Here is a 23,475-nt window from a genome sequence, read left to right on the forward strand (position 1 = left end):
CCGGTCGGTGCGTGGCCGGCCCCGGCGCGACAGCACACCGCAGGCGATGGCGACGGCGGCGATCGGGTAGAGCCATCCGGTCTGCGAGGCGAGGCGACGTGCCGAACATCTTCGGCCAGCCGTCCTGGTCGCCGCCCCTGCCGCCGGACCCTTGGCGCACCTCGCTCGCCAGGGCTGCCGCGGCCTGGGCGGTCGCCGGCACCTGGGTGACCGAAGGGGTTTCCTGCGGGCTTGGGGCGCCCGGAGTACCGGCCGTCCCGGTTTCACGGTCGGCGGAGCCCCCGTGGCCGCCTCCGCCGTTCCGCGTCGCGCTCACGCTGCCCGTGGAGGCCGCGCTGATGCCCAGCGAGGAGAAGCGGTTGAGGAAGTTGTAGCCGACGACCATGCTGAAGGCGGAGTTGTCGGTGGTGCCGTCGACGTAGGGCCGGTCCTTCGCCGGGGTGAGGGTGACGGCGAGCATCCAGGACATCGAGACCGCGGCCATCACCAGGGCGGACAGACCCAGGTGCGCCAGCCGCCTGCGCAGCGCGATCGGTGCCGACACCAGGTGGGCGAGGGCGAGCGCGGGAAGCACCGCCCACGCCTCCAGCATCTTGGCCTGGAAGCCGAGACCGACCCACACCCCGGCGAGCAGCAGCGGGCGCAGCCGGCCGTCCGGGCGGCCCGCTGGGTCGCCTCGGCGGCCAGCAGCACGCACAGGGTGAAGGCGGGGTCCTCGACGGCAGTCCGAAAGAGCCCCACGGCCACCGGGGTCACCAGGAACGCCGTGGCGGCGACGAGCGCTGCCTCGACCCCGGCCCAGCGCCGCACCAACCGGTACAGGACCAGCAGGCTCGCCACGCCCTCGATGACCTGAGGAAGAACCAGTGCCCAGGGGTGGAATCCGAAGACGCGGACGGAGAGCGCCTGTGGCCAGAGGAATCCCGGCAGTTTGTCGAGCGTGATGGAATTCCCCGGGCCGAAAGACCCGTAGAAGAAGGCCTTCCAGCTCTCCGTCATGCTGCGGACGGCGTTGGCGTAGAACGTGTGGTACTGGCTGTGGTTGATTCCCCAGGTGTAAAGCACGGCGGCCAGCACGGTGATGACCAGCAGCGCGGGTCGCGCATACGCCGGCTGGTCCGCCGGCGCTCTCCAGGGCGCTCGGCGATCGGCACCTGCGGCGGTCGGGTCGAGGGCTGTCGTAGCCATGCACGGCAGTCTTCGACACCGTGCGAGCCCACTACGCCAAAAAAACTCGCTTCAAGACAATTCTCATCCCCGAGGGCAATCGGGACGCGGTCAGGAGTGGCGGACTGGTCGGCAACCGCCTGGCAGGTTGCGGGACGCCGGTAGGATCAGCGCTCTCATGGGGAGTGCGATGCGAACATCGGGGCGGGGCGGCGAGGGGCTGAAGTACGCGCTGACCTCGGACGAGGACGACGCTGACTTTTGGGGCTTCGCTCACGAGGCCGAGGGGTTGTTCACGCCGCTGCCGGACGAAGAGGGAGCACGCCGAGTACACCTCGCGGGCTGTCTCCCGCAGGGTGGCCTACTGAAGGGCGTTGACCACATAGGCAGTCGTCGTGCCTTGGCGGGGAACGCCTGGTTCGACCTCCTCGACCGCGAGGGTGCCACGATGGGGTCCTACTTCGTCAACGACGTCACCGTGATCGACGTGAAGCCCTCCACCTACGGAGCCGGCCTGGTAGACCTCACGATGAGGCTGTGGTGCGAGAACGCCGTGGCCGGAGCGGAACGAGTGTGGGACCTGATCCGCACGGGCCACCTCAACCGCACCGCCATGTGGCACGAACTCGCCCCCGAGGACAGACGAGCGTGGCTGTCGGTCGCGCTGTGGTCCCGGGAGTACCAGCGCAAGGGAAGGCCCGACGCTCCTGCGGGGCAGTTGCTCACCCTGGATGGTCGGCACATTGTTGACAGGGACAGCTTCTACTGCGCGCTCGGTGAAGCCATCAACGGGCCTGGCGGGTACTTCGGCTGGAACCTTGACGCTCTGAACGACTGCCTGCGAGGCGGCTGGGGCGCCGCCACTCCGTTCACCTTGCGTTGGGATTCATCGGCCGAGGCCAGAGCAGGGTTGGTAGAACGCATACCCACCGGCGACGGCGACGTTTCGCTGTTCGACCTGATCCAGGAAATCTTCGAGGAACGGGGCGTAAGCATCATCCTCCGGTGACGGGCGGTCGGCTTCCAGCGCGGTGAGCCGGGTGAGCATCTGTGCCGCTTCTGCGGCAGTGAGCCGCCCGAGAATTGGAATATGGACCCGCTGATGGAGACGGGTGGGCCATAGCCACTCGTCGATGGCCGCCACGAGGACGGTCGCCTCATAGGGGACCGGTGGGGCGGCTCTGCGTCCTGCCGGCGGTCCGTACTTCAACGCGTGCTCATCGGCTCGGCTGTTGAGCGGCCCGGTTCTGGATCCCGTCGAGCACGGTGTCGAGCATCCGGTCGAACTCCGCAACGGACCCGAAGTCGGCCAGCAGAGGTGCGAGGGCGGCCATGGCCGGGTATGTCCCGGTGTCGAACGCGGGCACGGGGCTGGGCCCGTCGGGTCCGCCGCTGGTGCGTGCCAGCAGGTATCCGTTGAGAAAGCCGAAGAGCACCGTCAGCGCGTCCGCGACCACTTGGTCGGGCAGCCCGGCCTCACGCATCGCGGTGACCAGGCGCTCCAGGGCGGTGAGGGCCACTGGCGAGGTCTGGGCGCGGGTGGCCAGCAGCGGGAACACCCGGGGGTGCCGGTAGGCCATGTCCCGATAGTCCTGCGCCGTGTGGCGGGCGATCTCCTTCCAGCCGTGCGACGCGTCGTCAGCTGTGACCGCCATCTCGGCGAGCACTGCCTCACAGACCGCGTCCAGCAGCGCCGCCTTGCCCTTGATGTGGTGGTAGATCGACATCGGGTCGACCCCTAGCTCCTCCGCGAGTCGCCGGACCCCGAAACGCTCCAGGCCGTCGCGGTCGACGAGCACGACGGCGGCGGCGGCGATGCGCTCGCGGTCGAGCCCCGCTGAGGTGCCCCGAGTGCGTCTGGCCACGTCCACTCCCTCCGTTTGCAAAACCTACACCGTAGAAAGTACCGTGCAGGACGAAATCTACGACGTAGGTTTTCGGAGGGGCAGTCATGACCGCAACCGTCAGCTGCCCACCGTCGATCCAGGCCGGGCGCCCTTCGCCGGGCGCGCGTCGAAAGGAGAGCACTCCAATGACGAAGACACGGCGTGACCGAGTGGCTGTCGGAGTGATGTCCACGGGCCTTGGGCTCACCGTCATCGCGACGATCATCCCCTACGTCGACCGTGTCACCACCCATCTGCTGGCCGATCACATACGGGCCGGATATCCCACGTACGCCCCTACGCACATCGACTCGGCCGTCACCACCTACCTGGTCCTGCTGTCCGTCGTCGGCGCGCTCGGCGTCCTCGCCTGGCTCTGGACGATATGGGCAGTCAGGGCGGGCAAACGGTGGGCCCGCCCTGCCGCGACCGTGATGTTCGTGCTCGGCGCGACTGCCGGGCTGACCGGGCTGCTCACCAAGGACACCTCCGGCGACACCGGCCTGCCGCCGACGCTGGGCTGGGTCGGGATGGCTCCCTGCCTGGCAGGCCTTCTGGCGGTCGCACTGCTGTGGAGACGACAGCGCATGGCATGACCCCGCCCCCGGCACACCACGCACGCGGGTAGTCGTCGACGGTCACCGAGTCGTAGAAGCGTGCGCTCTTGGTGGTGAGGCGAACGAGGGCGCGGCTTGGGCCCGCGGGCAGGGCGTAGATCAGGCCGGCGCCCCGGGCCAGCCCCCACACGCCGAGGCGGGACGTGGGAATCAGGGTCTTCGCCGCGCTCAGCGCGACCGCGCGCTGCCGCGCACGTGCTCCGCCATCAAGCGCTCATACGCGGGGAAGGCGCGTTCGTGGTCGCCGCCCGCCTGTGCCAGTTCTCCGGCCAGGACGTACGCATCACCCTCCCCTGCGACCAGGTGTCCATGCGGAGTTGGGTGATCGCATCGAAGTAGAAGGCCGGGGTGCGGCCGGTGCAGCCGAGTTGGTCCAGCCAGCGGTCCACGTCGCGGTGGTGGTAGTCGAGTTCGCGTCCGCGCCGACCAGTGGCCCGCTCCTCAACAGGCGGGAGCACGCCCATCTTCTCCGAGACGGTCATCGCGGGCCGGAACAGGTCGACCGCGTGGCCCCCGGTCCTGCGCAGAGCCGGCGCGCGCTCGACGACGGTGACACAGAGGCCCTGCCTGGTGAGCCAGTAGGCCAGAACCGGGCCGGCGACGCCGGCCCCGGAGACGAGGATCCGCATGGCACTCCTCCTTTTCAATCGTCCACCCGTACGGCGTGTGTGTGGATCGCCGTGAAGGCCAACAGGAGGGCGGCGGTCCGCGGCGGATCCTCCAGCAGGGGCGAGTGCCCGAGACCGGGCAACAACTCGATCTTCGCGCCCGGAACGGCGCGGTAGTCGAAGGCGGACGAGGATCGCCATCTGCGGTCGTCCTCGCCGAAGATCACCAGCAGCGGTGCAGCTCGGCCTGCCGCCAAGCGCGCCGTGAGGCTGGTCCGCTTCGACCATGCCGCCCACCGCCTGGTCGCGGGTGAGGCCGCGGCCCAAGTCGCGGCCGAAACCGGCTACGCCGACCAGTCCCACCTGCATCGGGACGCCAAGGCGTTCGCCGGGGTGACCCCCGCGGCCGTGGTCGCCGAGCCGTTTCTCGCCGTCGACGACATCGCATGGCCCAGCCGCGGAACAACCGCGTTCCTCACCTCTCCCGGGAGCTCCGGCTCGGTCGCCGGCCAGAGATGGTCGGCGCCGCCCTCCCGGACCCCGCAGTCCTCGCCCACCGCGGGACGGCGGTCGCCCGGCTGACCCGCGTAGCGGAACACCTCGAAGCGGGAGCCCGGGCGTCAGTGTTCTACCTGTAGCACCGCCAAGACCGCGTTGCCCCCGGTGCGGGTGGAGCGGGCGGTCGCCCAGGAGTCCGCGAGCTGCTGCACGATCAGCAGGCCCCGGCCGCTCTCGTCCTCGGATCCGGAGCGTGCGCCGCTCGGAGAAGCGGACGCGCATCCGTCGTCGTGCACCTCGATCCGCAACTGTCCGTGCGAGGTCAGCGACAGACCGCACAGCATGCGGTTGCTCTCCGAGTGGATGACGGCGTTGGTCGCCAGTTCCGAGACGAGCAGCACCGCGTCCATGCATACGTCGCCGGGGAGCCCCCAGACGCGGAGCTGCCGGCGGACCGTGTCGCGCGCCGTCCGCACACTGGCACGGAGCGAGGGCAGGTCGAACCAGTACTCCCGGTCCGTGTGCGCAGGGAGTAACAGTCCGGGCAAGGAGGTCGTGTGGGGGGTCACGGTGATCGCCTTCCAGTGAGGGCGGGCGCGGTGCGGGGAGCGGGCCTGGACGGGTGCGGCGGGCCGCTCACCACGCAACTATGCTCGCCGTCCAGTTCAGGCTGCAACCGTATCGCTGATAATTTCAGGAGGACCCGTTCAGTCTGGTGTCATCACCAACTCGCTGTCAGAATAGACTTGGTGACGGCGCATCAGGAGGTGGGCGTGAGTGAAGCTCGGTCCGGCGCGGGCACCAGCGCCCCGACGGTTCTGCGCATGATCCTCGGCCGGCGGCTCCAGGACATGCGGCAGAGCGCGGGCGCCTCACTGGCCGACGCGGCCAAGGCACTTCGGGTGACGCCCCTGACGATCCGCCGGCTGGAGAAGGCCGAAGTCGCCCTCAAACCCCTCTACGTCGAGAAGCTCTTACAGACCTACGGGACCGCGCAACAGGAGATCGACGAATTCGTCGCGCTGGCCGAGCAGGCCAACAAACCCGGCTGGTGGCACGCCTACCGCGACGTGCTGCCCAGCTGGTTCACCGCGTACGTCAGCCTGGAGACCGGCGCCAGCACGCTGCGCACCTACGAACCCCACTATGTGACGGGGCTGTTGCAGACCCGTGCGTACGCCCGCGCGGTGCTGAGCGGAGGCTTCCCGAACGGCCCCGACGACGAGCTGGAGCGCCGCGTCAACCTGCGGCTGAGCCGGCAGAGCCTGCTGGACCGGGAGAAGGCACCCACCCTCTGGGTGGTCATGGAGGAAGCGGTCCTGCACCGTGTCGTCGGCGGTCCGGAAGTGATGCGCGAACAGATCGACCGGCTCCTCGAGGCATCCGAGCTGGAGCACGTCAGCATCGACATCCTGCCCTTCGCCGTCGGCGCCCACGTCGGGGCCTGCGCTCCCTTCACCTACTTCCGGTTCGAGGAGCCGGAGTTGCCCGACGTCGTCTACAGCGAGGTCCTCTCCGCCTCGATGTACCTGGACGAACGCGCAGACGTCGTCGCGCATCTCGAAGCGCACAACAGGATGGCACTGCTGACCTCGACACGGGACAGCACGGCACTCCTGAACCGCATGCGCAAGGAGTACTCATGACCGCCACCGACGACACCGTCTACAACGGGATGCCCGCCTCCGATCTCGGCGAACACGGCTGGGAACGCCCATGGAGCGGACCCAACGGAGGCCAGTGCGTGGAGACCAAGCAACTCGCCGACGGACGCGTAGCGGTGCGCCAGTCGACCGACCCGGCCGGCCCCGCACTCATCTACACACCCGAGGAGATCAGCGCGTTCGTCCGAGGGGTCAAGCAGGGCATGGCCGACCATCTCACGGTCGGCCGGGACGCGGCGGAGCCCGCGTGCACCAGCACACGGCAGCACACCATCTGAAGGGAACAGGATGAGCAACACCCACGCCGCGCGGGGCCTCGACACCAGCAGGCCGCACTCGGCCCGTATGTACGACTACTACCTCGGTGGCAAGGACCACTTCCCCGTCGACAAGCAGGCCGCTGAAGCGGTCGCCGAGGCCTACCCGGGCATCTTCACCTGCGCCCGGGAGAACCGCGCGTTCATGCACCGCGCCACACGGGTCCTGGCCCAGGAGCACGGCATCCGCCAATGGCTGGACATCGGCACCGGCATTCCCACCGAACCGAACGTGCACCAGGTCGCACAGTCCGTGGTCCCCGAGGCCAGGGTGGTCTACGCCGACAACGACCCACTGGTCCTGAAGTACGCCGAGCGTCTGATGCGCAGCACCCCGCAGGGCCGCACCACCTACATCGAGGCCGACGTCAACGACCCCGACGCCCTGCTGAACGCACCCGAGCTGGCCGAGGTGCTCGATCTGTCCCAGCCCGTCGCCCTGTCCCTGAACGCCCTGATGCACTTCATCACCGACGCGGGCGACCCGTACGGGATCGTCGACCGGCTGATGGCGGCCCTCCCTTCGGGCAGTGCCCTCGCGCTGAGCCACTGCACGCCCGACTTCGACCCGCCCACCTGGGAGAAGGTCACGGACATCTACACCCGCTCGGGCACGCCGGTGCAGTTCCGTCCGCAGAAGGACGTTGCTCGCTTCTTCGAGGGACTCGACCTCCTCGACCCCGGCATCAGTGTCGGTCACCGCTGGCGGCCCACCGAGGCCACCGGCCCCGAAACCCCCACCGACGCCCAGGTCAGCCTGTGGACGGGGGTCGGCATCAAGCCGTAGCGGACCACCCCAGCGGCACTGCAATCGCTCCCTGCCTCGACATCCAGATCGGTGCACCGTTGGGGGTTCTCACTCGAAGAACTTCAGGCCCCATCCGGTGTCGGTGTTCGGCCCGGGGACGTTGGCCCGACGGTAGGTGACCTGGCCCCACCAGCAGAAGGTGCCCGTGTACCAGTAGCGGTTGTCCCACGAGTACGGCGTTCCCTTCGCGACCGCGTGGAACATCAGCGGGAACGTCGGGCCTGCGGGTGGGCTGGTGGCGATGTCGCCGCCCAGCAGGACGAAACTGTGGTGCCCTGGACCGTTGACGTAGAGGGTGGGGTCCCAGCCGTTCATCATCGTCGCGCGGTTGGAACCGAGCAGGCAGCCGTTCGACTTGTACCAGTCCCACACATACGTGGGGTCACCGCCGGACCGCAGCCTCAGGTCGGCCAGGCAGTACTGGTCGCTCCAACTGCCGTTGGCGGAGTACACGATGTGCAGCCGGCCGTTGGGGTCCTTGATGGCTTCCGGACTCTCGTTGATGAAGGGGTTGCCGACCACCCGCTCCCAGCTCTCCCGCGGCTGCGAGATGATGTACCGCGCACCGGTCGGCGTGGTCGGGCTGCTCATCCGGGCGATGTAGAGGTTCTGCTCGACATTGGTGTCGCCGGCCCATCCCGACCAGACGAACCAGCGCTGCCCGGAGAAGGTGAACATGGTCCCGTCGATCGCCCACTTGTCGTCCGGCAGGGCGAGCTGCGTCTCGGCGGTGTACCCGCTGTCCGGGGATGCGGAGCTGATGACGAACATCCGGTGGTTCGCCCCGGCACCGGCTGTGAAGTAGATGTAGTAGCGGCCACCGTCCGTCACCAGCTCGGGAGCCCAGACCTCACCGCGGCCACGGGTGTCCGACCAGACCTGCTGGGCGGGCGCCGATGCGAGCGCGTCCGTCGACGCGGCCTGCCGGACGGCGATGCCCGAGCCGGTCGACTGCACGGAGATGTAGGTGCCTCCGACACGGATCACGCTCGGGTCCGCCGCACGCAACGCCGTCTGGCTCGCCCGGGCCGGCCCGACGGAGGTCAGTGAGATCGCGGCCGCGAGGACCGCGGACAGGGCGAAGACGACGGCGCGGTACAGACCTCGGAGAGTCTTCATGGTCCCGTTTCCCCAGTCGGTCTCAGCTTCGGCGTCGACCCGGGCGCGAGTGCGACGGGCCGGGTCGGCGTCCGGGTTCCGCATCGGTTCAGGGCGCCGCGTCGAGCAGGTCGACGGCGCTCTGCTGGCGTGCCGCGTCCAGCTTGTCGACCGGGCCCGACCAGCGCAGTCCGTACTGGTCGAGGGCGTTCCGGTCGCTCGCGCGGGCTCGGTCCGCCTGGCGTTGCAGATAGGCGGTGTAAGGATGGTCCGGCAGCGCCGCGTTGAGCTTGCCCAGGCCGCGCACGTGAGCCCCCTTGAAGGACGGCCCGTCGCCGCCGCAGTCCCCGTTCTCGCACGGGTCTCGCAGGATGCCGTCGGCGGTGTGCAGGGAAGAGGCCGTGGTCGCGGCGTCGGCGATCTGCCGAGCGCGGGTGAGCAGAGCCCTGTCGCCCGTCGCCCGGTTGAGCTCGGTGAGCGCACCGAGCAGCACGCCCTGGTTGTACGACCACACGGCCTGGCCGTTGTTGCGGCAAGTGGGCAGGTCTATGCCGTCGTTGACCAGGTTCGAGCCGTTGATCATGCCGGTGCCCTGGAACCAGGACCAGCCGGCGCGGGCCCGGTCGAGATACGTGGTGTCGCCCGGTACGCGATTGTGCAGGGCGGCGCTGAGCTGGATGTAGAGGGAGTTGGCGATGGCGTTCTTGTACGTCTTCGCCGTGCTCCACCACACTCCGCCGCCGCAGGTGCCGTCCCAGTAGGCGGCCATGTGGTCGGCGTCGGCGCGGGCGGTGTTCAGATAGCGGCTGTCACCGGTCAGGTCGTACGCGACGATCCACGCGAGTCCCCACCAGCCGGTGTCGTCGATGTACTCGTTGCGGAACTGCCCGTTTCGTGCGTTGACGTTCAGGTCGTACGTGCGGGAGATCGCGTACGAGTAACTGCCCATCCCTGACACGCGGATGTTGTCGATGACGGCGGTCAGGGCGTTCGCGGAGTTCCACCAGCCGGTGGTGTCGAACAGGCCGGTCGAGTTGTTGTAGAAGGTCATCAGGCCGGTGGCCGCCGCGGTTCGCCGGTCGCCGGCGTTCCAGGTGGCGCGGGCCCACGGGGTGCAGGCGATCTCGGCTCGGTCGCCGGCCTTGCCGCAGGCGCGCAGCGCGCCGACGCCGCGGTTGTTCCAGTCGTCGACGTTGTACATGAGTGAGCGCCAACCTCGTTGCCCGGAAGGAACGGTGGTGTCACCGAGCTTGCTGCCGGAACTCCAGGTGCGGCCGCCGTCGAAGGAGCGGTCGAGCCAGACCTCGTCGCCCGGGTTGCCGTTGTCGATGGACGCCCAGCCCATCGCGTCGGCGTCGTCGAAGTGGAGGGCGATCGACCGCCCGTAGACGGTCGCCGAGACCGGGACGCGGTCGCCGGGGGAGAGGGCGGGGTCACGGGCATCGCAGTACTTGTTGCAGATGGTCGCGGTGACGGCGCTGCCGGCGGCGGACGCCGACTGCGGGGCGAGGCCCGCGAGAAGTGCGAGGGCGAACGCGGCGGCCGACTGCCCGATGGTGAGAAGTCTCGCCCTTCGGGACCTTCGTACTGGAGTCATGGGGCCTCCCCGGCAGCGCAACGCCCCATGGCCTCGCCGTGGACCCGCAGACGTCGCTTCGCGGCAGTACAGGTGACGGCGTGCCCCGACGGCATGCCGTGGAGAATTGTGAGAGCGCTCTCAGAAGCTAGTGAAGTGGAATGGGAGCGTCAATAGGTCTGCCACGTAAGGGAGTTGAGGTTTGACGAGACGGACGTTGATCAGCGCCCTCCCGCCTTCGCCCCGGTAGTGGGCGCATGCGCATACCGCAGGGACATACGGCAGTATGCCCCTGTGCCACCCTCCCTGCCCCGAACCCAGAACCGTGCCACAGGCGCCGCCGTTTCGGTCGTCCGGATCCGCCTGGCGGCAGCCGCGGCCGCGGTGCTGACGATCGCCGCGGCGCTGGGGCTCAGGGCCGTGACGGCGGGGAGCGTGGGCAAGTACGGCGGAGACGCGCTGTACACCGTCCTGCTGCTGACCCTCGTTGTTCTGGTGGCGCCCCGGGTGACGCCCCTGACGGCCGCCGCAAGCGCGTTGGCCGTCAGTTGGGGCATCGAGTTCCTGCAGCTCAGCTCTGTGCCGGCAGAGCTCTCCCGGCGCAGCGCCGTCGCCCGCCTCGTCCTCGGCTCCACGTTCAACCCGCCCGACCTGCTCTGGTACGCGGTCGGCGCGGCAGCGGGCTGGCTCGTTCTCACCGCGGTGAGGAGGGAGGCGTAGGACCCGCTGGCGGCCTACCGGAGCAGGAATCTCAGACGACCGACGCCCTGAAAGGATCGGTTGGGATGATCGCCGCCTCGTCGAAGAGCTGTTCCAACGCCTCATGCCCGTGACGCCTGCGAAACTCGATCTCGGCTGCTGTCACGGGCAGGGTCCACAGGATGCGGGCATGACCTCCGGGAACGGGACAGTGTTCCAGGTCGGGTCCGTGGAGATAGGGCAGGCTGACCAACAGGTGATCGCAGGTCGAACCCGGAACCCACGGTTCACCGATCGGCATGCTGTGCTCCAGGCCGAGTTGATGTCCCCCGCAGTGGTAGTAGGCGATCATCGCCATGAGCTCGATGAATCGCCGGTCGCGGACGTGGGCGGTCATCACGAACTCAAGTCCATGACCATCCTTCTCCATCGCCGCCCAACTCCCCGCGGTCACATAGGCCCAGCCGTCGCCGCGGGGACCGGGACCCACGACGAGAACTCGCAGATCGGGCACCACCGCTCGCCGTTCCGGCCCGAGGTCGTAGTCGACGACCTCCACGGAGTGCCCCTCGAAGAACGCCCGGACATGTGACTCAACGGCCTCCGCGGCCGGCACCCTCGCGTCACTCACCGCGAGATCATCCCAGCCCCATGGAGGCCCGTGAGTGCAGAGGAACTGAAGGCTTCGTGGGGGCGTGCGTGTGTTGCCGTCCCGGCTTGGTTCACGCTTCGTCGCGGTGCGTGAGGTGGCCGTCGGTGAGCCGCCAGTAGTGCTGGTGAGGTGTCAATTGCCAGGTCTCGTCGGCAGCGGTCGCCTGCGTGATCCATTCGTGGAGCTGCGGGAGGGCATGCGCCCGTAGAACAGCGCGGGTGGCAGCACGTTCAGTGGCATCGACCGGGTGGACGTCTATGCGGAAGCCGACCATGTCCGGGTGGATGCTGCGGCCGTAGTTGCTGGGGTTCGGAGCGACCCATTCTGCTCCCAGGACGATGGCCCCGCTGCCATGCCCCGTGACGAACTGCAGGTCCGTGACGCGGCTCATGTAAGGGCCGAGACACTCGTTGATGTCGGTGGTGGTCAGGGGCCAGGCGCGATGCCGGGGCAGTCTTCGATTTCGTGCGGACATGGCGAGCAGAATGGCACAGGCTCACTGCCGGCTCTCACAGGTTTGTTCGGCGGCCTGTTCCAGCAGCGCCCGTGGGTATGGGTGCTCCAGCCAGTCCAGCGGCAGCTTCGCGGTGAGGTCGTCGAGGGGGTCAGACTCGGGGTAATTCACCTGGACATGATGTGCAGACTTCACCCGTGAGGATCGTTCCCTTCCCGTTGCACGCCGGTTTCGCCACGGTCGGTATCGGGTTCGCGCTGTCGGTCTGTGTCCGCTCGGCGCATCCGTCCGGCAGGCCGCCGGCAGCGGCATTGCGGCAGCGGTCCACGCCGGGGTCGCGACTTGGTGTGGCGACGAGCCTGAACAGGTCAGGCGCGGCGCATCACAGATCGTCATGTTCCGATTTAAACGAGGTAAAGGGTAGTCACCTTGAACCGGTTCGTACTTCCTGATGAGTCCGTGCTTCGGGCCCGGGAGAAACTCGTCCTCGACCACTTCCGTGACGAGGTCGCGCAGGACTGGGACGCCACCCTGTCCACTTTTCCGCACCCCCACTACGAACTCATCGCGTCGATGCAGGTGCACGACGGCGACGCCGAAGTGCGTGCGTACTACGACGACACACGCGTCGCCTTCCCTGACCAGCGTCACGAGATCATTGCGTTCCGCCACAGCGTCGACGCCGTCATCGTGGAGTTCTGGCTTCTGGGCACACATCTCGGCCCTCTCGGCAAGATCCCGCCGACAGGCGCCACTCATCGCACGCGTATGAACGCGTACTTCATCTTCGACGAACACGAGAACCTCGTGACCGAGCGGATCTACTTCGACCAGCTGAGCGTTCTCAAGCAACTGGTCGCGGGCGTGGACAGGCGCAGGCCGAGCGGCCTGCTCAAGCTCGTCCGAATGGTCAAGGGCGCCCTGTCCATGGCCGGCGGCAGTCCCGACCCGCGGCTCACCGACACGACAGCGCCCGACTTCGTCCGCTGAGCCGGCCCGACCACGGGTGTCGCGCGCAACGATCATCAATGTTCGAAGGGTGAGGCGGGTGCGACGCGTCACCGGTGGGCTTGACGCGCTCGCAGGGCGTGCGTCGCGTGGCCCTCCCGCGTGTGTGTAGAGTGGGGGTACCGACGCGGGGTGGAGCAGCTCGGTAGCTCGCTGGGCTCATAACCCAGAGGTCGCAGGTTCAAATCCTGTCCCCGCTACGAGAACGGAAAGGGCCCGGACATCCGGGCCCTTTCCTGTTCCCACGGTGCATGCGTTGAGTGTTGCCGTGTCGACCTGCTCGGGGGTCCCACATCGGCTGTTGGCATACTCTGCCAGGATGCTGTACGTAGAGATCAACGGTGCTGCTCCCTCAATAGCTGACCTGCACCGCGTGGCAACCGTCAACTACGGACACTTCACCTCAATGCAGGTGCGAGGAAACGTGTTCGGGGGTTGGACCTGCATCTGCGCAGGCTCGACGACGCATCGAAGGAACTCTTCATGGCGACGCCGGGGGCCGACCGCATCCGCTCGCTCCTGCGGCAAGCCCTGGAGCAGGTGCCGGGTGATGTGTCCGCACGGATTGCCGTCTTCGCCAGATCAGGCGACCTTTCTGTCCCAACCCCAGACGTTGATCTCGCCGTCATGGTGTCACTGAACGATCCGGTTCCTGAAACTCCCCAGACGCCGTGGAGCGTGCGCTCCATGCCATACCTTCGGGAATCCGCACACCTGAAACACACCGCAACTATGGGACTCACCCGGGCTCGCCGAGTCGCCAAGTCCCAGGGCTTCGATGATGTCGTCTTCACCGGACCGGACGGAGCCATCAGCGAGGGGTCGATCTGGAACCTTGGGCTCTGGGACGGTGAGACCATCACGTGGCCACAGGCGCCAAAGCTGCCAGGCATCACCGAACAGCTGCTGACGACGGGTCTTCACCGCATCGGAGTGCAGACACGGACCAGCCGCGTGGTCGCGCAGGACCTTACCCATTACCAGGCGGCGTTCGCCAGCTACTCCTGGTGCCCAGCACAGCCGTTGGCCAGTCTGGACGACGTGTCGTTCCCGAACCCGCCAGAAGCATTCACGCTGTTGGGGAAGGCATGGGACTCCGTTCCCTGGGAGACTGTTTGATGGTGGCGGCGCACATGCGATGCACGGGTTCTGCATGCCGACCGTGACGGAAAGCCTCGTAGAGGGGTACCGCGCTCCGCCCGAACTTGACGTCCACCGCGGGCGAGGCGCGGCGAGTGACGCGACGGCGCATCAGGGTGATCATCCGGGCAGCAGCCGGCCAATGGCCGTGCGGATGCGCCGCTCGATCTGGTCGCGCTGCTGGACTTACGCAGGCCAGGACCCTCTGCGAGGCGTGGAACAGGGCGCAGGCGCTCTGTACGTGAGGGCTCAGGCCGTGACGGGCTCCGAGGCCGGCTCGGTCTCCTGTCCGGCGGCGAGCCGGGAGGCTATGAACTGGTCGAGGCCGAACGCGCCGGAGCCGGTGAAGACCAGCAGCAGGAAGGACCAGCAGAACATCACAGGCAGGTCTCCGCCGTTCTGGATCGGCCACAGCGCGGACGGCTGGTGCACATCGAAGTAGGCGTACGCCATCGAGCCGGACGCCAGGAACGCGGCACCGCGGGTGCCGAGTCCGAGCAGCACCAGGGCGCCGGCGACGAGCTCGATCAGGGCGGCGTACCAGAACGGCCAGGCACCGGTCGGCACGGTGCCGCCCTTGGTGCCCGCCGCGCCACCGAGGACGCCGAAGAGCGAGGCGGCTCCGTGGCATGTGAAGAGCAGGCCTACGACGATGCGGAACAGTCCGACGACGTATGGCTGGACACTGTTGAGACGCGCGGTCATGTGGGGGGCTCCTACGGTTTGTTCCGGTCCGCGCACGGACCGGTCTAGGGGGAACGGAAACCGATGAGCGCTACGTTAGGGACACCTGGCAAATGCTTGCAAGTTCAACTTTTGGCCAACGGTTCCACCCTGCCGCCGAGTCCGAATTGCGCCGCCTTCGCCGCAGAGGTAAGGGGCGTCACCTCCCGCATAGGCGTTCCAAGGGGTGATCGGAGTGGTTTCGGCCTGGCTTCTGCCTGACCGGATCGTCTTCGCGCCCGACGCGCCTCCGTGACCCGAATCGGCCGGGCAGCACCAGTTGGGCCGGTGTTCCAGGTGAATTCTTTACTCAGTCGGACCGTGAGGGCGGGCGGGAGCGCGTCGGACCGCCGCGTTCAGCTTCGGCAACACCATGACGATCGCCGACGGCTGCACGGATAGCAGCCTCGTGATGCCCCACCGTCGCCGTGAAGGTGGGGAGCTTTCATTGCGGGACAATGCTCAGGATCCCGGCCGAACTCAAGTGAAATCGGGATCATTTCGCGCGTACCGGCTGCCGTGGCCGATCCGCTGCACGGTCTTCGAGATCGACCAGGAAGACCACCTGGCCGGCCGAGGGCCTGCTGCTGTACCTGCCGCCGGACGCCGAACGCCGACTGATCGACACCATCGACGCCCACAGCGCCCCCGGCAGCGCCCTCGCCTACGAGGTGAAGCACGGGGCCGAGTCCAGCGCGGTCCGTAACTCACCGGTCCATGCGGCGGCCCGTGAGCGGATCGGCGTCGACCTGCTCGCACTGTTCGACCCGGACCCGAGATTGGACTCGGCGGCCGACCTCGCCGGGCGCGGCTGGCATACGGAGGTCCGCACACCCTTCGACTTCACCCGCCGCCTCGGCCGTGGCCCCCGCCCGGAACGGGACGACGCCCTCGCCGCCAACCGCTGGACCTTCGCCACCCGCCCAGCCGCGCCGGCCGCCCGCGCGGGCCGGCGCACACGTATGTCTCAGCGGTCGTCCTGCACGTCCCCCAGGGTGGACGCGGCGACCGTGTCGCCGTGGGCCAGGTCGCCCGGCGGAATGCCCGGGTGGTGTCCGTGGGGCGGCGGGGCCGGCGCCGCGTCGGCCCCGAGGGTGAGACGGGAGACGATCCGGTAGCGGTCGCCGCGGTAGAGCGAGTGGACGTACTCCACGGGACGCCCCGCCGTATCGGTGGTCAGGCGCTCGAAGAGCAGCGCGGGGGACAGCTCCGGCACGTCGAGCACCTCCGCCTCGGCGCGGGTCACCACCGTGGGTTCGATCGCCTGTGTCGCCTCACTCACGTGGACTCCGTGGTGGGTGCGCAGATGCTCGTAGAGGTCGCCGTTCTCCAGTTCGCGGGCGGTGAGGCCGGGTACCAGGGCGGCCGGGATGTGCAGGTGCTCGATCGCCATCGGGGAGCCGTCCACCAGGCGCAGGCGGGCCACGTAGACGATCTCCGCGGCGGGTGAGAGGCGCAGTCTGCGGCCCACTCGGGCCCCCGCCGACACCGTCGTGAACTCCAGCAGCCGGCTCGACCAGGTGCCCGAGGCCTGTGGCACGCTCAGCGAGTGGTGGCCCGGCACCAGTTCCTGGGTGATCTTGTCCGGGGCGACGAACACACCGCGCCCGTGCTCCCGGACGAGGACGCCGGCGGTGACCAGTTCGTCCACCGCGGCCCGCAGGGTGGGCCGGGACACCTCGAGCTGCGCGCACAGGGCCCGTTCCGAGGGGATCGCGTCCCCCGGCCGGCGTTCCTCGACCATCTCCAGTACGGCGTCGCGGACCCGCTCGCGCTTGAGCACACCGCCGGACGGCTCCCTGTCGCCCATCGCGTCGTCCCCCTTCCAGCCGCCCCACGCGGCGCTCACGGATGACCAGTTGCTGACACGTCGCTCCCAACGCCGCACTGGTCAGGAAGACTTTACGTCCACTGGTCAAGTATGGGCGGGCTGTGTCCCTCCGCTCGTGGACGGAAACTCCTTTGTTTGTAGGAGACTTGACGACCTGTCCGGGTCATGCCAGCTTTTCAGCACCAACAGGTGAACCTGTCCAGTGGCCAACTGGTCAGCCTGCCAGGCTCGTTGGTTCCCTGTTCCGCGCCATCCACGAGTCCTCCGAGGTGAACCGTGAAGTTCCGCTTGCTGGCCGGTGCGTCCGTCCTCACCGCGGCCATCGCCCTCAGTGGCTGCTCCGGCGGCTCCGACGACGCGTCCGGCGACGGCAAGTCCGAGCTGACCGTCTGGTTGATGCGCGACAGCGTTTCGGCCGCCTTCCAGAAGGAGTTCACCACCGCGTTCGGCGCGGCCCACCCCGACATCACTCTGAAGATCCAGATCCAGGAGTGGGACGGCATCGGCCAGAAGGTGACCGCCGCGCTGGCCAGCAACGACGCACCCGACGTCATCGAGGTCGGCAACACCCAGGTCGCCCAGTACGCCCAGAGCGGCGGACTGGTCGACCTCACCGCGAAGAAGACCGACCTCGACGGCGGCACCTGGCTCGAGGGACTGGCCGAGCCCGGCTCCTGGGAGGGCAGGCAGTACGGCATCCCGTACTACGCGGCCAACCGCGTGGTGGTCTACCGCAAGGACCTCTTCCAGCAGGCCCGCATCGACCCCGCCGCGATCAGGACCCGGGACCAGTGGATCGCCGCGACGCGGAAGCTGGACAAGGGCGACCAGCAGGGCATCTACCTCACCGGTCAGACCTGGTACGCCCTCGCCGGATTCATCTGGGACGAGGGCGGCGACCTGGCGGTGCGGGACGGCGGCAAGTGGAAGGGCGCCCTCGACACCCCGCAGGCCCTGGCGGGGATGGAGTTCTACAAGAAGCTCCAGGCGCTCGGCAAGGGCCCCAAGGACGCCGACGAGGCCAACCCGCCGCAGGCCGAGGTCATGGCCAAGGGCAAGGTCGCGCAGATCATCGCCGTTCCCGGCAACGCCAAGGTGGTCACCGAGCAGAACCCCGCGCTCAAGGGCAAGCTCGGCTTCTTCCCCGTCCCGGGCAAGACCGCCGACAAGCCCGGCGCGGTCTTCACCGGCGGCTCCGACCTCGTCGTCCCGGCCGCCTCCAAACACCAGGACGCCGCCTACACCTTCGTGAAGGAACTGACCGGCGACACCTGGCAGAAGAAGCTCGCCCTCGCCATGAGCTACGTGCCGAACAAGACCTCCCTCGCCTCCGCCGTGGCCTCCGACCCCGGCGCCGCCGCCATGGCCGTGGGCGCCGCCCAGGGCCATGCCACGCCCAACACGCCCGGCTGGGCCGCCGTCGAGGCCGAGAACCCCGTCAAGGACTACATGACCGCCGCCCTCACCGGCCACGACATGAAACAGCAGGCGACGAAGGCGTCCGAGGAGATGACCCGGGCGATGAACAGCGCCTCCTGACCCCGCCCGCCCGGCCCGCCCCGTACGAGAGGAGGAGCCGTGTCAGCCGTTCGAGAACGTGCCGTTCCCCGATCCGTCCGGCCGCACCGGCACCGGGCGGACGGCGAACCGCCGGCCGCCCGCCGCGCCGCGCGCGACCGGGGCGGCCCCTGGCCCTACCTGCTGGTGGCACCCGCCGTCCTCGGCATGCTCTACCTGCTGGTCTACCCGCTCGCCCGGGCCGTGCTGATCTCCTTCCAGGACTTCCGCCTGCGCCAGCTCATCATGGGCGACGCCAGGTTCGTGGGCTTCGCCAACTACCGGACGCTGCTGACCGATCCGCGCTTTTGGACGGTGGTGCGCCGCACGTTCCTCTTCATGGCCGTCAACGTCGCCCTCATCATGGTGATCGGCCTGCTCGTCGCGCTGATGATCCAGCGGCTCGGCCGCGTGTGGCGGGTGGCCGTGCTCAGCTCGCTCGTCATGGCCTGGGCGATGCCCGTGGTCGCGGCCACCACCGTCTTCCGGTGGCTCTTCCACTCCGAGTTCGGCGTCGTCAACTGGGCGCTGACCTCGCTGGGCTTCGGCTCCTTCGAGCGGTACCCGTGGTTCGCCCACGGCACGGCGGCCTTCGCCATCCTCGTGCTGCTCGTGGTGTGGCAGTCGGTGCCGTTCGCCGCCATCACCCTGTACTCGGCGCTCACCACCGTCCCCGCCGAACTGCACGAGTCCGCCCGCATCGACGGCGCCGGCGCCTTCCGCGTCCTGAGGTCGGTCACCTTCCCGATGATCCGGCCGATCGTGATGCTCGTCCTGTGCCTGGAGGTGATCTGGACCTTCAAGGCGTTCGTGCAGATCTGGGTGATGACCCAGGGCGGCCCCGGCGACGCCACCACCATCCTGCCCGTCTACGCGGTGCAGACCGCCCTGTCCAGCCAGCGCTACGACCTCGGTTCGGCGGCCTCGATGGTCACCGTCATCCTCATGTCGGGCGTCCTGGTCCTGTACCTCCGCCAGATGTTCCGCCAGGAGGACGGGCTGTGAGTGCCGTCGGCCGCCCCGGTGCGGCGCCCCGCCGCGAAGCCACCCGCCGGCTGCGCCGCCTGCCGCTCCACGCGGGCGCCGCGCTCACCGTGGCGCTCTGCCTGTTCCCCGTCTACTGGATGGTCGCCACCGCCTTCAAACCGTCCCGCGACATCCAGTCCGCCGACCCGCAGTTCCTCCCGCGCACCTGGACGCTGGAGCACTTCCGCACCGCCGTCCAGGCCGACGGCTTCGCCCACTTCTGGCGCAACAGCCTCCTGGTCACCGCCGGCGCGGTCCTGCTCTCCCTGGTCGTCGCCCTGGCCGCGGCGTTCGCCGTCGCCCGCATGCGGTGGCGCGGACGCCGGCAGTTCGTCCTGGCCGTCTTCGTCGCCCAGATGGCGCCGTGGGAGTCGCTGATCATCCCGATCTACATCATCGCCCGCGACACCGGCATGCTCGACCGGCTCCTCACCCTCACCCTGGTCTACTTCATGATCACGCTGCCGTTCACCGTCATCGTGCTGCGCGGCTTCATGACCACCATCCCACCGGAACTGGAGGAGGCCGCCCAAGTCGACGGCTGCAACCGGTTCGAGGCGTTCCGGCGCATCGCCTTCCCCCTGCTCGCCCCCGGCCTGATGGCCACCTCCCTCTTCGGGTTCATCACCGCCTGGAACGAGTTCGCCTACGCCAACTTCCTCATCATCAAGAACCAGGACCATCGCACCCTGCCCGTCTGGCTCTCCTCCTTCCAGGACACCTTCGGCACCGACTGGGGCGCCACCATGGCCGCCTCCACCCTCTTCGCGCTGCCCGCCCTCGTCGTCTTCCTGGCCCTCCAGCGCCACGTCACCTCCGGCCTCGCCTCCGGGGCCGTCAAGGGCTGAGCGCCCCGCGCCACCCCGCCGGCCACGCCCTCCCGCCGGCCGGGGACCCGCCCGTGCACCGCACCCTCCCGCGCCCCCTCCCGGAAGGCGGCCCACCCGTGCCCTCACCCCGCCGCGAACAGGCCCTCATGCCCCGGCCCACCCGGATCGCCGCACGCTCCGGCCACTTCACCCTCGACGCCCGCACCACCGTCCGCGCCACCGGCGAGGCCGAGGACGCCGCCGGCCTGCTGCGCACCCTGCTGAACCCCGCCGCCGGCCTGCCCCTGGCCCCCTCGCCGTCCGGCACCGTCACCCTCTCCGTCGACCCGACACTCGCCGGCCTCGGAGCGGAGGGGTACGGACTGACCGTCTCCCCGCACTGCGTGCTGCTGCGCGCCGCCCGGCCCACGGGGCTGCTGCGCGGTGTGCAGACCCTGCGCCAACTCCTGCCGGCCGAGGCCCTCTCCACGGCCGCCGTCCGCCGCGAGCGCTGGGAACTGCCCTGCGTGGAGATCACCGACGTACCCCGCCACTCCTGGCGCGGCCTCATGATCGACGTGGCCCGCCACTTCCACGACGCCGCCACCCTGCGCCGCCACGTCGACCTGCTCGCCCTGCACAAGCTCAACGTCCTCCACCTGCACCTCACCGACGACCAGGGCTGGCGGATGCCCGTCGCCTCCCACCCCCGCCTCACCACCGTCGGCGCCCACCGCACCGAGTCGGCCAACGGGCCCGACACCTCCGCCGGCTTCGACGGCCGCCCCCACGGCGGCGCCTACACCCGCGCCGAACTCACCGGCCTCGTCGCCTACGCGGCCCGGCGCGGCGTGCGCGTGGTCCCGGAGATAGAGATACCCGGCCACGTCCGCGCCGCCCTCGCCGCCTACCCGCACCTCGGCAACCATCCCGGCCGCACCCTCGACGTGTGGACCCGCTGGGGTGTGTGCGACACCGTCCTCGGCGTCCACGACGAGGTGCTCGACTTCTGCCGGGCCGTACTCGCCGAGGTGATGGAGGTCTTTCCCTCGCCCTACGTCCACCTCGGCGGGGACGAGTGCCCCACCACCGAATGGGAGCACAGCCCCGCCGCCCGTGCCCGCGCCGCCGCGGAGCGGCTGCCAGGACCCGGCGCGCTCCACGGCTGGCTGCTGGGCCAGGCCGGCGCCTTCCTCACGCAGCACGGCCGGCGCCCCGTCGCCTGGGCCGAGGAGGGAACATCCCTGCCTCCCGGCTTCACGGCGATGAGCTGGCGCGACCCCGCCCACGCCGCCGACGCCCTGCGCCGCGGCCACGACGTCGTCCTCACCCACCACCGCACCACCTACCTCGACTACGCCCAGGACGACGACCCGGACGGACCACCCGCCCAGCCCGGCCACGTCGTCGACCTGCGCGCCGTCCACCGCGGCGACCCCGCACCGCCGCCGCCCGGCGCGGACGGCGGCCGGATCCTCGGCACCCAGGCGCAGATCTGGACGGAGTTCGCCCCCACCGCCGCCGACCTGGACCGGCTCGCCTACCCGCGGCTGTGCGCCCTGGCCGACCGGGCCTGGACCGGACCCACCACCTGGCCGGACTTCACCACCCGGCTCACCGCGCACCAACCCCGGCTGGCCGCCCTCGGCGTCCGCCACCACCCCCTCACCGCGCCGCGCACAACGGCGGCGCCCGCCGATACAGCGCCCTCCGCACGACCCTCCGCATGACATCCACCCGATCGCACACGGAGAGGACCCCCTGTGACCAGCAGCGAGAACCGGCCGGCCGGGCCACGCCGCGCCCGTCTGCGCACCGCCGCGGCCGCCGTCGCCACCGTTCTGGGCGCCACCGCCCTGGCCGCCCTGCCCGGCACCGCCGGCGCCGCCGGCGAACTGACGGTGCAGTACCGCACCAGCGCCACCGGCGCCACCGCCGACCAGAGCGAACCCTGGCTGAAGGTGAAGAACACCGGCTCCACCGCCCTGCCGCTCAGCGAGGTCAGACTGCGCTACTACTTCAAGGCCGACTCGGCCGCGGCCTCCTACCGCTTCGCCTGTTCCTGGGCGGTCAAGGGCTGCGCCAACATCGCCGGCACCTTCGGCACCCTCGCCAACCCCACCGCCAAAGCCGACCGCTACCTGGAGATCGGCTTCACCTCCGGCGCCGGCTCCCTCGCCCCCGGCACCGACACCGGAGACATGCAGCTGCGCTTCTACCAGTCCACCTGGCAGCCCGTGCGGCAGGACGACGACTACTCCTTCGGCGCCGCCCAGACCTCCTACGGCGACTGGACCAAGGTCACCGCCACCCGCGCCGGTTCCCTGGTCTGGGGCGATGCCCCCGCCGGGAACACGCCCACCGACCCGCCGACCACGGAGCCGCCCACCGACCCACCGGGCGGCTCGGGCACCCTGTGGGACGACTTCAGCTACGGCTCGTACACCGACCCCGCGATCTCCGCCCACGGCTGGTCGGTCCGCTCCAACTCCGGCGGACCCGGCGTGCCCGGCGCCACCTGGGACCCGTCAGACGTCACCTTCCCGAGCAGCGGCGGCAGCACCGTCATGAACCTGAAGACCTCCACCAACGGCACCGCCTCCGGCACCAAGCAGACCGAGGTGCTCACCAAGGCCACCAAGTTCAAGAACGGCACCTACGCGGTCCGCGTCAAGTTCGCCGACGCCCCCACCTCCGGCCCCGACGGCGACCACTTGGTGCAGACGTTCTTCACCATCAACGACCTCAAGGCGCCGATGGCCGACGACTACTCCGAGTACGACTTCGAGTACCTGCCCAACGGCGGCTGGGGCGAGCCGTCCAGCATTCTGTACACCACCTCCTGGGAGACCTACAACCCCGACCCGTGGGTGGCGGTCAACCAGCACACCGAGGGCCGGCAGAGCTACGACGGCTGGCACGACCTGATGCTGACCATCGACAACCACGCCATCACGTACTACGTCGACGGGCGGCTGTTCGGCACGCACGACGCGGCGTACCTGCCCGAGCGCCCGATGTCGATCAACTTCAACCAGTGGCTGATCGACCTGGACGGCCAGACGTCCACCACCCCGCGGGCCTACCAGGAGCAGATCGACTACGTCCTGCACGTCAAGGACCAGGTGCTCACCCCCGCACAGGTCAGCGCCAAGGTCGCCGCCTACCGGTCGGCCGGCACCGCGTTCGAGGACACGGTGCCCGGTAACTGAACCCGCCCCGGCGGGGGGGGGGGGGGGGGGGCCGCGGCGCCCCGGCCCGGGCGGGGGGGCGGGCGCGGCGGCCCCCCCCCCCCCCCCCCCCGCCCCCCCCCCGCCCCCCCCCCCCCCCCGCCGGG

Annotated in this window: 25 protein-coding genes, 1 tRNA gene and 2 pseudogenes; 16 read left to right on the forward strand and 12 right to left on the reverse strand. The window is 69.5% G+C overall.

Going from position 1 to position 23,475, the window contains the following annotated elements; translation table 11 throughout:
- Window positions 1-98 precede the first annotated feature (98 nt).
- Window positions 99-374: a hypothetical protein gene (locus tag ACF09J_RS25065; protein ID WP_392307664.1), complete on the forward strand. Its 276-nt coding sequence runs from the start codon at window positions 99-101 to the stop codon at window positions 372-374.
- A gap of 109 nt (window positions 375-483) precedes the next feature.
- On the opposite strand, the gene ACF09J_RS25070 is transcribed toward ACF09J_RS25065, so the two are convergent.
- The gene (locus ACF09J_RS25070; RefSeq protein WP_392307665.1) at window positions 484-1,188 is read right to left on the reverse strand and encodes an ArnT family glycosyltransferase; all 705 of its coding nucleotides are present in this window, start codon (window positions 1,186-1,188) and stop codon (window positions 484-486) included.
- 157 nt (window positions 1,189-1,345) lie between these two features.
- Between ACF09J_RS25070 and ACF09J_RS25075 the strand changes: the two genes are divergently transcribed.
- Window positions 1,346-2,176 carry a barstar family protein gene (locus ACF09J_RS25075; protein ID WP_392307666.1) on the forward strand — a complete coding sequence of 277 codons (831 nt, stop codon included), beginning with the start codon at window positions 1,346-1,348 and terminating at the stop codon, window positions 2,174-2,176.
- A gap of 208 nt (window positions 2,177-2,384) precedes the next feature.
- On the opposite strand, the gene ACF09J_RS25080 is transcribed toward ACF09J_RS25075, so the two are convergent.
- Window positions 2,385-3,032, reverse strand: coding sequence for a TetR/AcrR family transcriptional regulator (locus tag ACF09J_RS25080; RefSeq protein WP_392307667.1), 648 nt, complete (start codon window positions 3,030-3,032; stop codon window positions 2,385-2,387).
- A 167-nt stretch (window positions 3,033-3,199) separates the two neighbouring features.
- On the opposite strand from ACF09J_RS25080, the gene ACF09J_RS25085 reads away from it, so the two are divergent.
- Window positions 3,200-3,649: a hypothetical protein gene (locus ACF09J_RS25085; RefSeq protein ID WP_392307668.1), complete on the forward strand. Its 450-nt coding sequence runs from the start codon at window positions 3,200-3,202 to the stop codon at window positions 3,647-3,649.
- Window positions 3,650-3,876: 227 nt separating this feature from the next.
- Here the strand turns inward: ACF09J_RS25085 and ACF09J_RS25090 are convergent, their stop codons facing one another.
- The gene (locus tag ACF09J_RS25090) at window positions 3,877-4,299 is read right to left on the reverse strand and encodes an FAD-dependent oxidoreductase (protein WP_392307669.1); all 423 of its coding nucleotides are present in this window, start codon (window positions 4,297-4,299) and stop codon (window positions 3,877-3,879) included.
- Between the two features lie 14 nt (window positions 4,300-4,313).
- Window positions 4,314-4,607 (reverse strand): annotated as a pseudogene (locus tag ACF09J_RS25095) (alpha/beta fold hydrolase); the annotation flags it as partial.
- On the opposite strand from ACF09J_RS25095, the gene ACF09J_RS25100 reads away from it, so the two are divergent.
- A complete protein-coding gene (locus ACF09J_RS25100) occupies window positions 4,543-4,860 on the forward strand; it encodes a helix-turn-helix domain-containing protein (RefSeq protein ID WP_392307670.1) in 318 nt (105 codons plus the stop codon). The pseudogene ACF09J_RS25095 and the gene ACF09J_RS25100 overlap by 65 nt on opposite strands.
- A 38-nt stretch (window positions 4,861-4,898) precedes the next feature.
- Here the strand turns inward: ACF09J_RS25100 and ACF09J_RS25105 are convergent, their stop codons facing one another.
- The gene (locus tag ACF09J_RS25105) at window positions 4,899-5,345 is read right to left on the reverse strand and encodes an ATP-binding protein (protein ID WP_392307671.1); all 447 of its coding nucleotides are present in this window, start codon (window positions 5,343-5,345) and stop codon (window positions 4,899-4,901) included.
- A gap of 204 nt (window positions 5,346-5,549) precedes the next feature.
- On the opposite strand from ACF09J_RS25105, the gene ACF09J_RS25110 reads away from it, so the two are divergent.
- From ACF09J_RS25110 to ACF09J_RS25120, 3 genes are read left to right on the forward strand one after another with little or no spacing between them, the layout of a single operon-like run.
- Complete coding sequence (locus ACF09J_RS25110) at window positions 5,550-6,422, forward strand: helix-turn-helix domain-containing protein (protein ID WP_392307672.1); 873 nt, start codon at window positions 5,550-5,552, stop codon at window positions 6,420-6,422.
- Window positions 6,419-6,718, forward strand: a complete 300-nt coding sequence (locus ACF09J_RS25115; RefSeq protein ID WP_392307673.1) for a DUF397 domain-containing protein — start codon at window positions 6,419-6,421, stop codon at window positions 6,716-6,718. Before ACF09J_RS25110 ends, ACF09J_RS25115 begins: the two co-directional genes overlap by 4 nt.
- A 10-nt stretch (window positions 6,719-6,728) precedes the next feature.
- Window positions 6,729-7,544, forward strand: coding sequence for an SAM-dependent methyltransferase (locus ACF09J_RS25120; protein WP_392307674.1), 816 nt, complete (start codon window positions 6,729-6,731; stop codon window positions 7,542-7,544).
- Window positions 7,545-7,613: 69 nt separating this feature from the next.
- Here the strand turns inward: ACF09J_RS25120 and ACF09J_RS25125 are convergent, their stop codons facing one another.
- Window positions 7,614-8,684, reverse strand: coding sequence for a glycoside hydrolase family 43 protein (locus ACF09J_RS25125; RefSeq protein ID WP_392307675.1), 1,071 nt, complete (start codon window positions 8,682-8,684; stop codon window positions 7,614-7,616).
- An 88-nt stretch (window positions 8,685-8,772) separates the two neighbouring features.
- On the reverse strand, window positions 8,773-10,260 hold the full coding sequence (locus tag ACF09J_RS25130; protein WP_392307676.1) for a glycoside hydrolase family 76 protein: 1,488 nt from the start codon (window positions 10,258-10,260) through the stop codon (window positions 8,773-8,775).
- A gap of 336 nt (window positions 10,261-10,596) precedes the next feature.
- Between ACF09J_RS25130 and ACF09J_RS25135 the strand changes: the two genes are divergently transcribed.
- A complete protein-coding gene (locus ACF09J_RS25135) occupies window positions 10,597-10,959 on the forward strand; it encodes a DUF2809 domain-containing protein (protein WP_392307709.1) in 363 nt (120 codons plus the stop codon).
- Window positions 10,960-10,990: 31 nt separating this feature from the next.
- On the opposite strand, the gene ACF09J_RS25140 is transcribed toward ACF09J_RS25135, so the two are convergent.
- The 3 genes from ACF09J_RS25140 to ACF09J_RS25150 all read right to left on the reverse strand — a co-directional run bounded on the left by ACF09J_RS25140 (window position 10,991) and on the right by ACF09J_RS25150 (window position 12,215).
- On the reverse strand, window positions 10,991-11,497 hold the full coding sequence (locus ACF09J_RS25140; RefSeq protein ID WP_392307677.1) for a suppressor of fused domain protein: 507 nt from the start codon (window positions 11,495-11,497) through the stop codon (window positions 10,991-10,993).
- A 163-nt stretch (window positions 11,498-11,660) separates the two neighbouring features.
- Window positions 11,661-12,065, reverse strand: a complete 405-nt coding sequence (locus ACF09J_RS25145; RefSeq protein ID WP_392307678.1) for a hypothetical protein — start codon at window positions 12,063-12,065, stop codon at window positions 11,661-11,663.
- Between the two features lie 21 nt (window positions 12,066-12,086).
- On the reverse strand, window positions 12,087-12,215 hold the full coding sequence (locus tag ACF09J_RS25150; RefSeq protein WP_392307679.1) for a hypothetical protein: 129 nt from the start codon (window positions 12,213-12,215) through the stop codon (window positions 12,087-12,089).
- A 258-nt stretch (window positions 12,216-12,473) separates the two neighbouring features.
- Between ACF09J_RS25150 and ACF09J_RS25155 the strand changes: the two genes are divergently transcribed.
- The 3 genes and pseudogenes from ACF09J_RS25155 to ACF09J_RS25165 all read left to right on the forward strand — a co-directional run.
- Complete coding sequence (locus tag ACF09J_RS25155) at window positions 12,474-13,034, forward strand: ester cyclase (RefSeq protein WP_392307680.1); 561 nt, start codon at window positions 12,474-12,476, stop codon at window positions 13,032-13,034.
- 144 nt (window positions 13,035-13,178) lie between these two features.
- Window positions 13,179-13,252: transfer RNA gene (locus ACF09J_RS25160), tRNA-Met, on the forward strand.
- A gap of 229 nt (window positions 13,253-13,481) precedes the next feature.
- Window positions 13,482-14,171, forward strand: a pseudogene (locus tag ACF09J_RS25165) (aminotransferase class IV); the annotation flags it as partial.
- Window positions 14,172-14,441: 270 nt separating this feature from the next.
- On the opposite strand, the gene ACF09J_RS25170 reads toward ACF09J_RS25165, so the two are convergent.
- Together ACF09J_RS25170 and ACF09J_RS25175 are read right to left on the reverse strand one after the other, a co-directional pair.
- Window positions 14,442-14,897: a DoxX family protein gene (locus tag ACF09J_RS25170; RefSeq protein ID WP_392307681.1), complete on the reverse strand. Its 456-nt coding sequence runs from the start codon at window positions 14,895-14,897 to the stop codon at window positions 14,442-14,444.
- 985 nt (window positions 14,898-15,882) lie between these two features.
- Window positions 15,883-16,725, reverse strand: a complete 843-nt coding sequence (locus ACF09J_RS25175; RefSeq protein ID WP_392307710.1) for a GntR family transcriptional regulator — start codon at window positions 16,723-16,725, stop codon at window positions 15,883-15,885.
- A 297-nt stretch (window positions 16,726-17,022) separates the two neighbouring features.
- Between ACF09J_RS25175 and ACF09J_RS25180 the strand changes: the two genes are divergently transcribed.
- From ACF09J_RS25180 to ACF09J_RS25200, 5 genes are all read left to right on the forward strand, one after another.
- A complete protein-coding gene (locus ACF09J_RS25180; RefSeq protein WP_392307682.1) occupies window positions 17,023-18,285 on the forward strand; it encodes an extracellular solute-binding protein in 1,263 nt (420 codons plus the stop codon).
- 39 nt (window positions 18,286-18,324) lie between these two features.
- Window positions 18,325-19,308: a carbohydrate ABC transporter permease gene (locus ACF09J_RS25185; protein WP_392307683.1), complete on the forward strand. Its 984-nt coding sequence runs from the start codon at window positions 18,325-18,327 to the stop codon at window positions 19,306-19,308.
- The gene (locus ACF09J_RS25190; protein ID WP_392307684.1) at window positions 19,305-20,177 is read left to right on the forward strand and encodes a carbohydrate ABC transporter permease; all 873 of its coding nucleotides are present in this window, start codon (window positions 19,305-19,307) and stop codon (window positions 20,175-20,177) included. Before ACF09J_RS25185 ends, ACF09J_RS25190 begins: the two co-directional genes overlap by 4 nt.
- A 98-nt stretch (window positions 20,178-20,275) precedes the next feature.
- Window positions 20,276-21,868, forward strand: a complete 1,593-nt coding sequence (locus ACF09J_RS25195) for a beta-N-acetylhexosaminidase (RefSeq protein WP_392307685.1) — start codon at window positions 20,276-20,278, stop codon at window positions 21,866-21,868.
- 33 nt (window positions 21,869-21,901) lie between these two features.
- The gene (locus tag ACF09J_RS25200) at window positions 21,902-23,350 is read left to right on the forward strand and encodes a cellulose binding domain-containing protein (protein ID WP_392307686.1); all 1,449 of its coding nucleotides are present in this window, start codon (window positions 21,902-21,904) and stop codon (window positions 23,348-23,350) included.
- The last annotated feature ends 125 nt before the right edge of the window (window positions 23,351-23,475 follow it).

Source organism: Streptomyces sp. NPDC014889, from assembly GCF_043081205.1.
Lineage (GTDB): Bacteria > Actinomycetota > Actinomycetes > Streptomycetales > Streptomycetaceae > Streptomyces.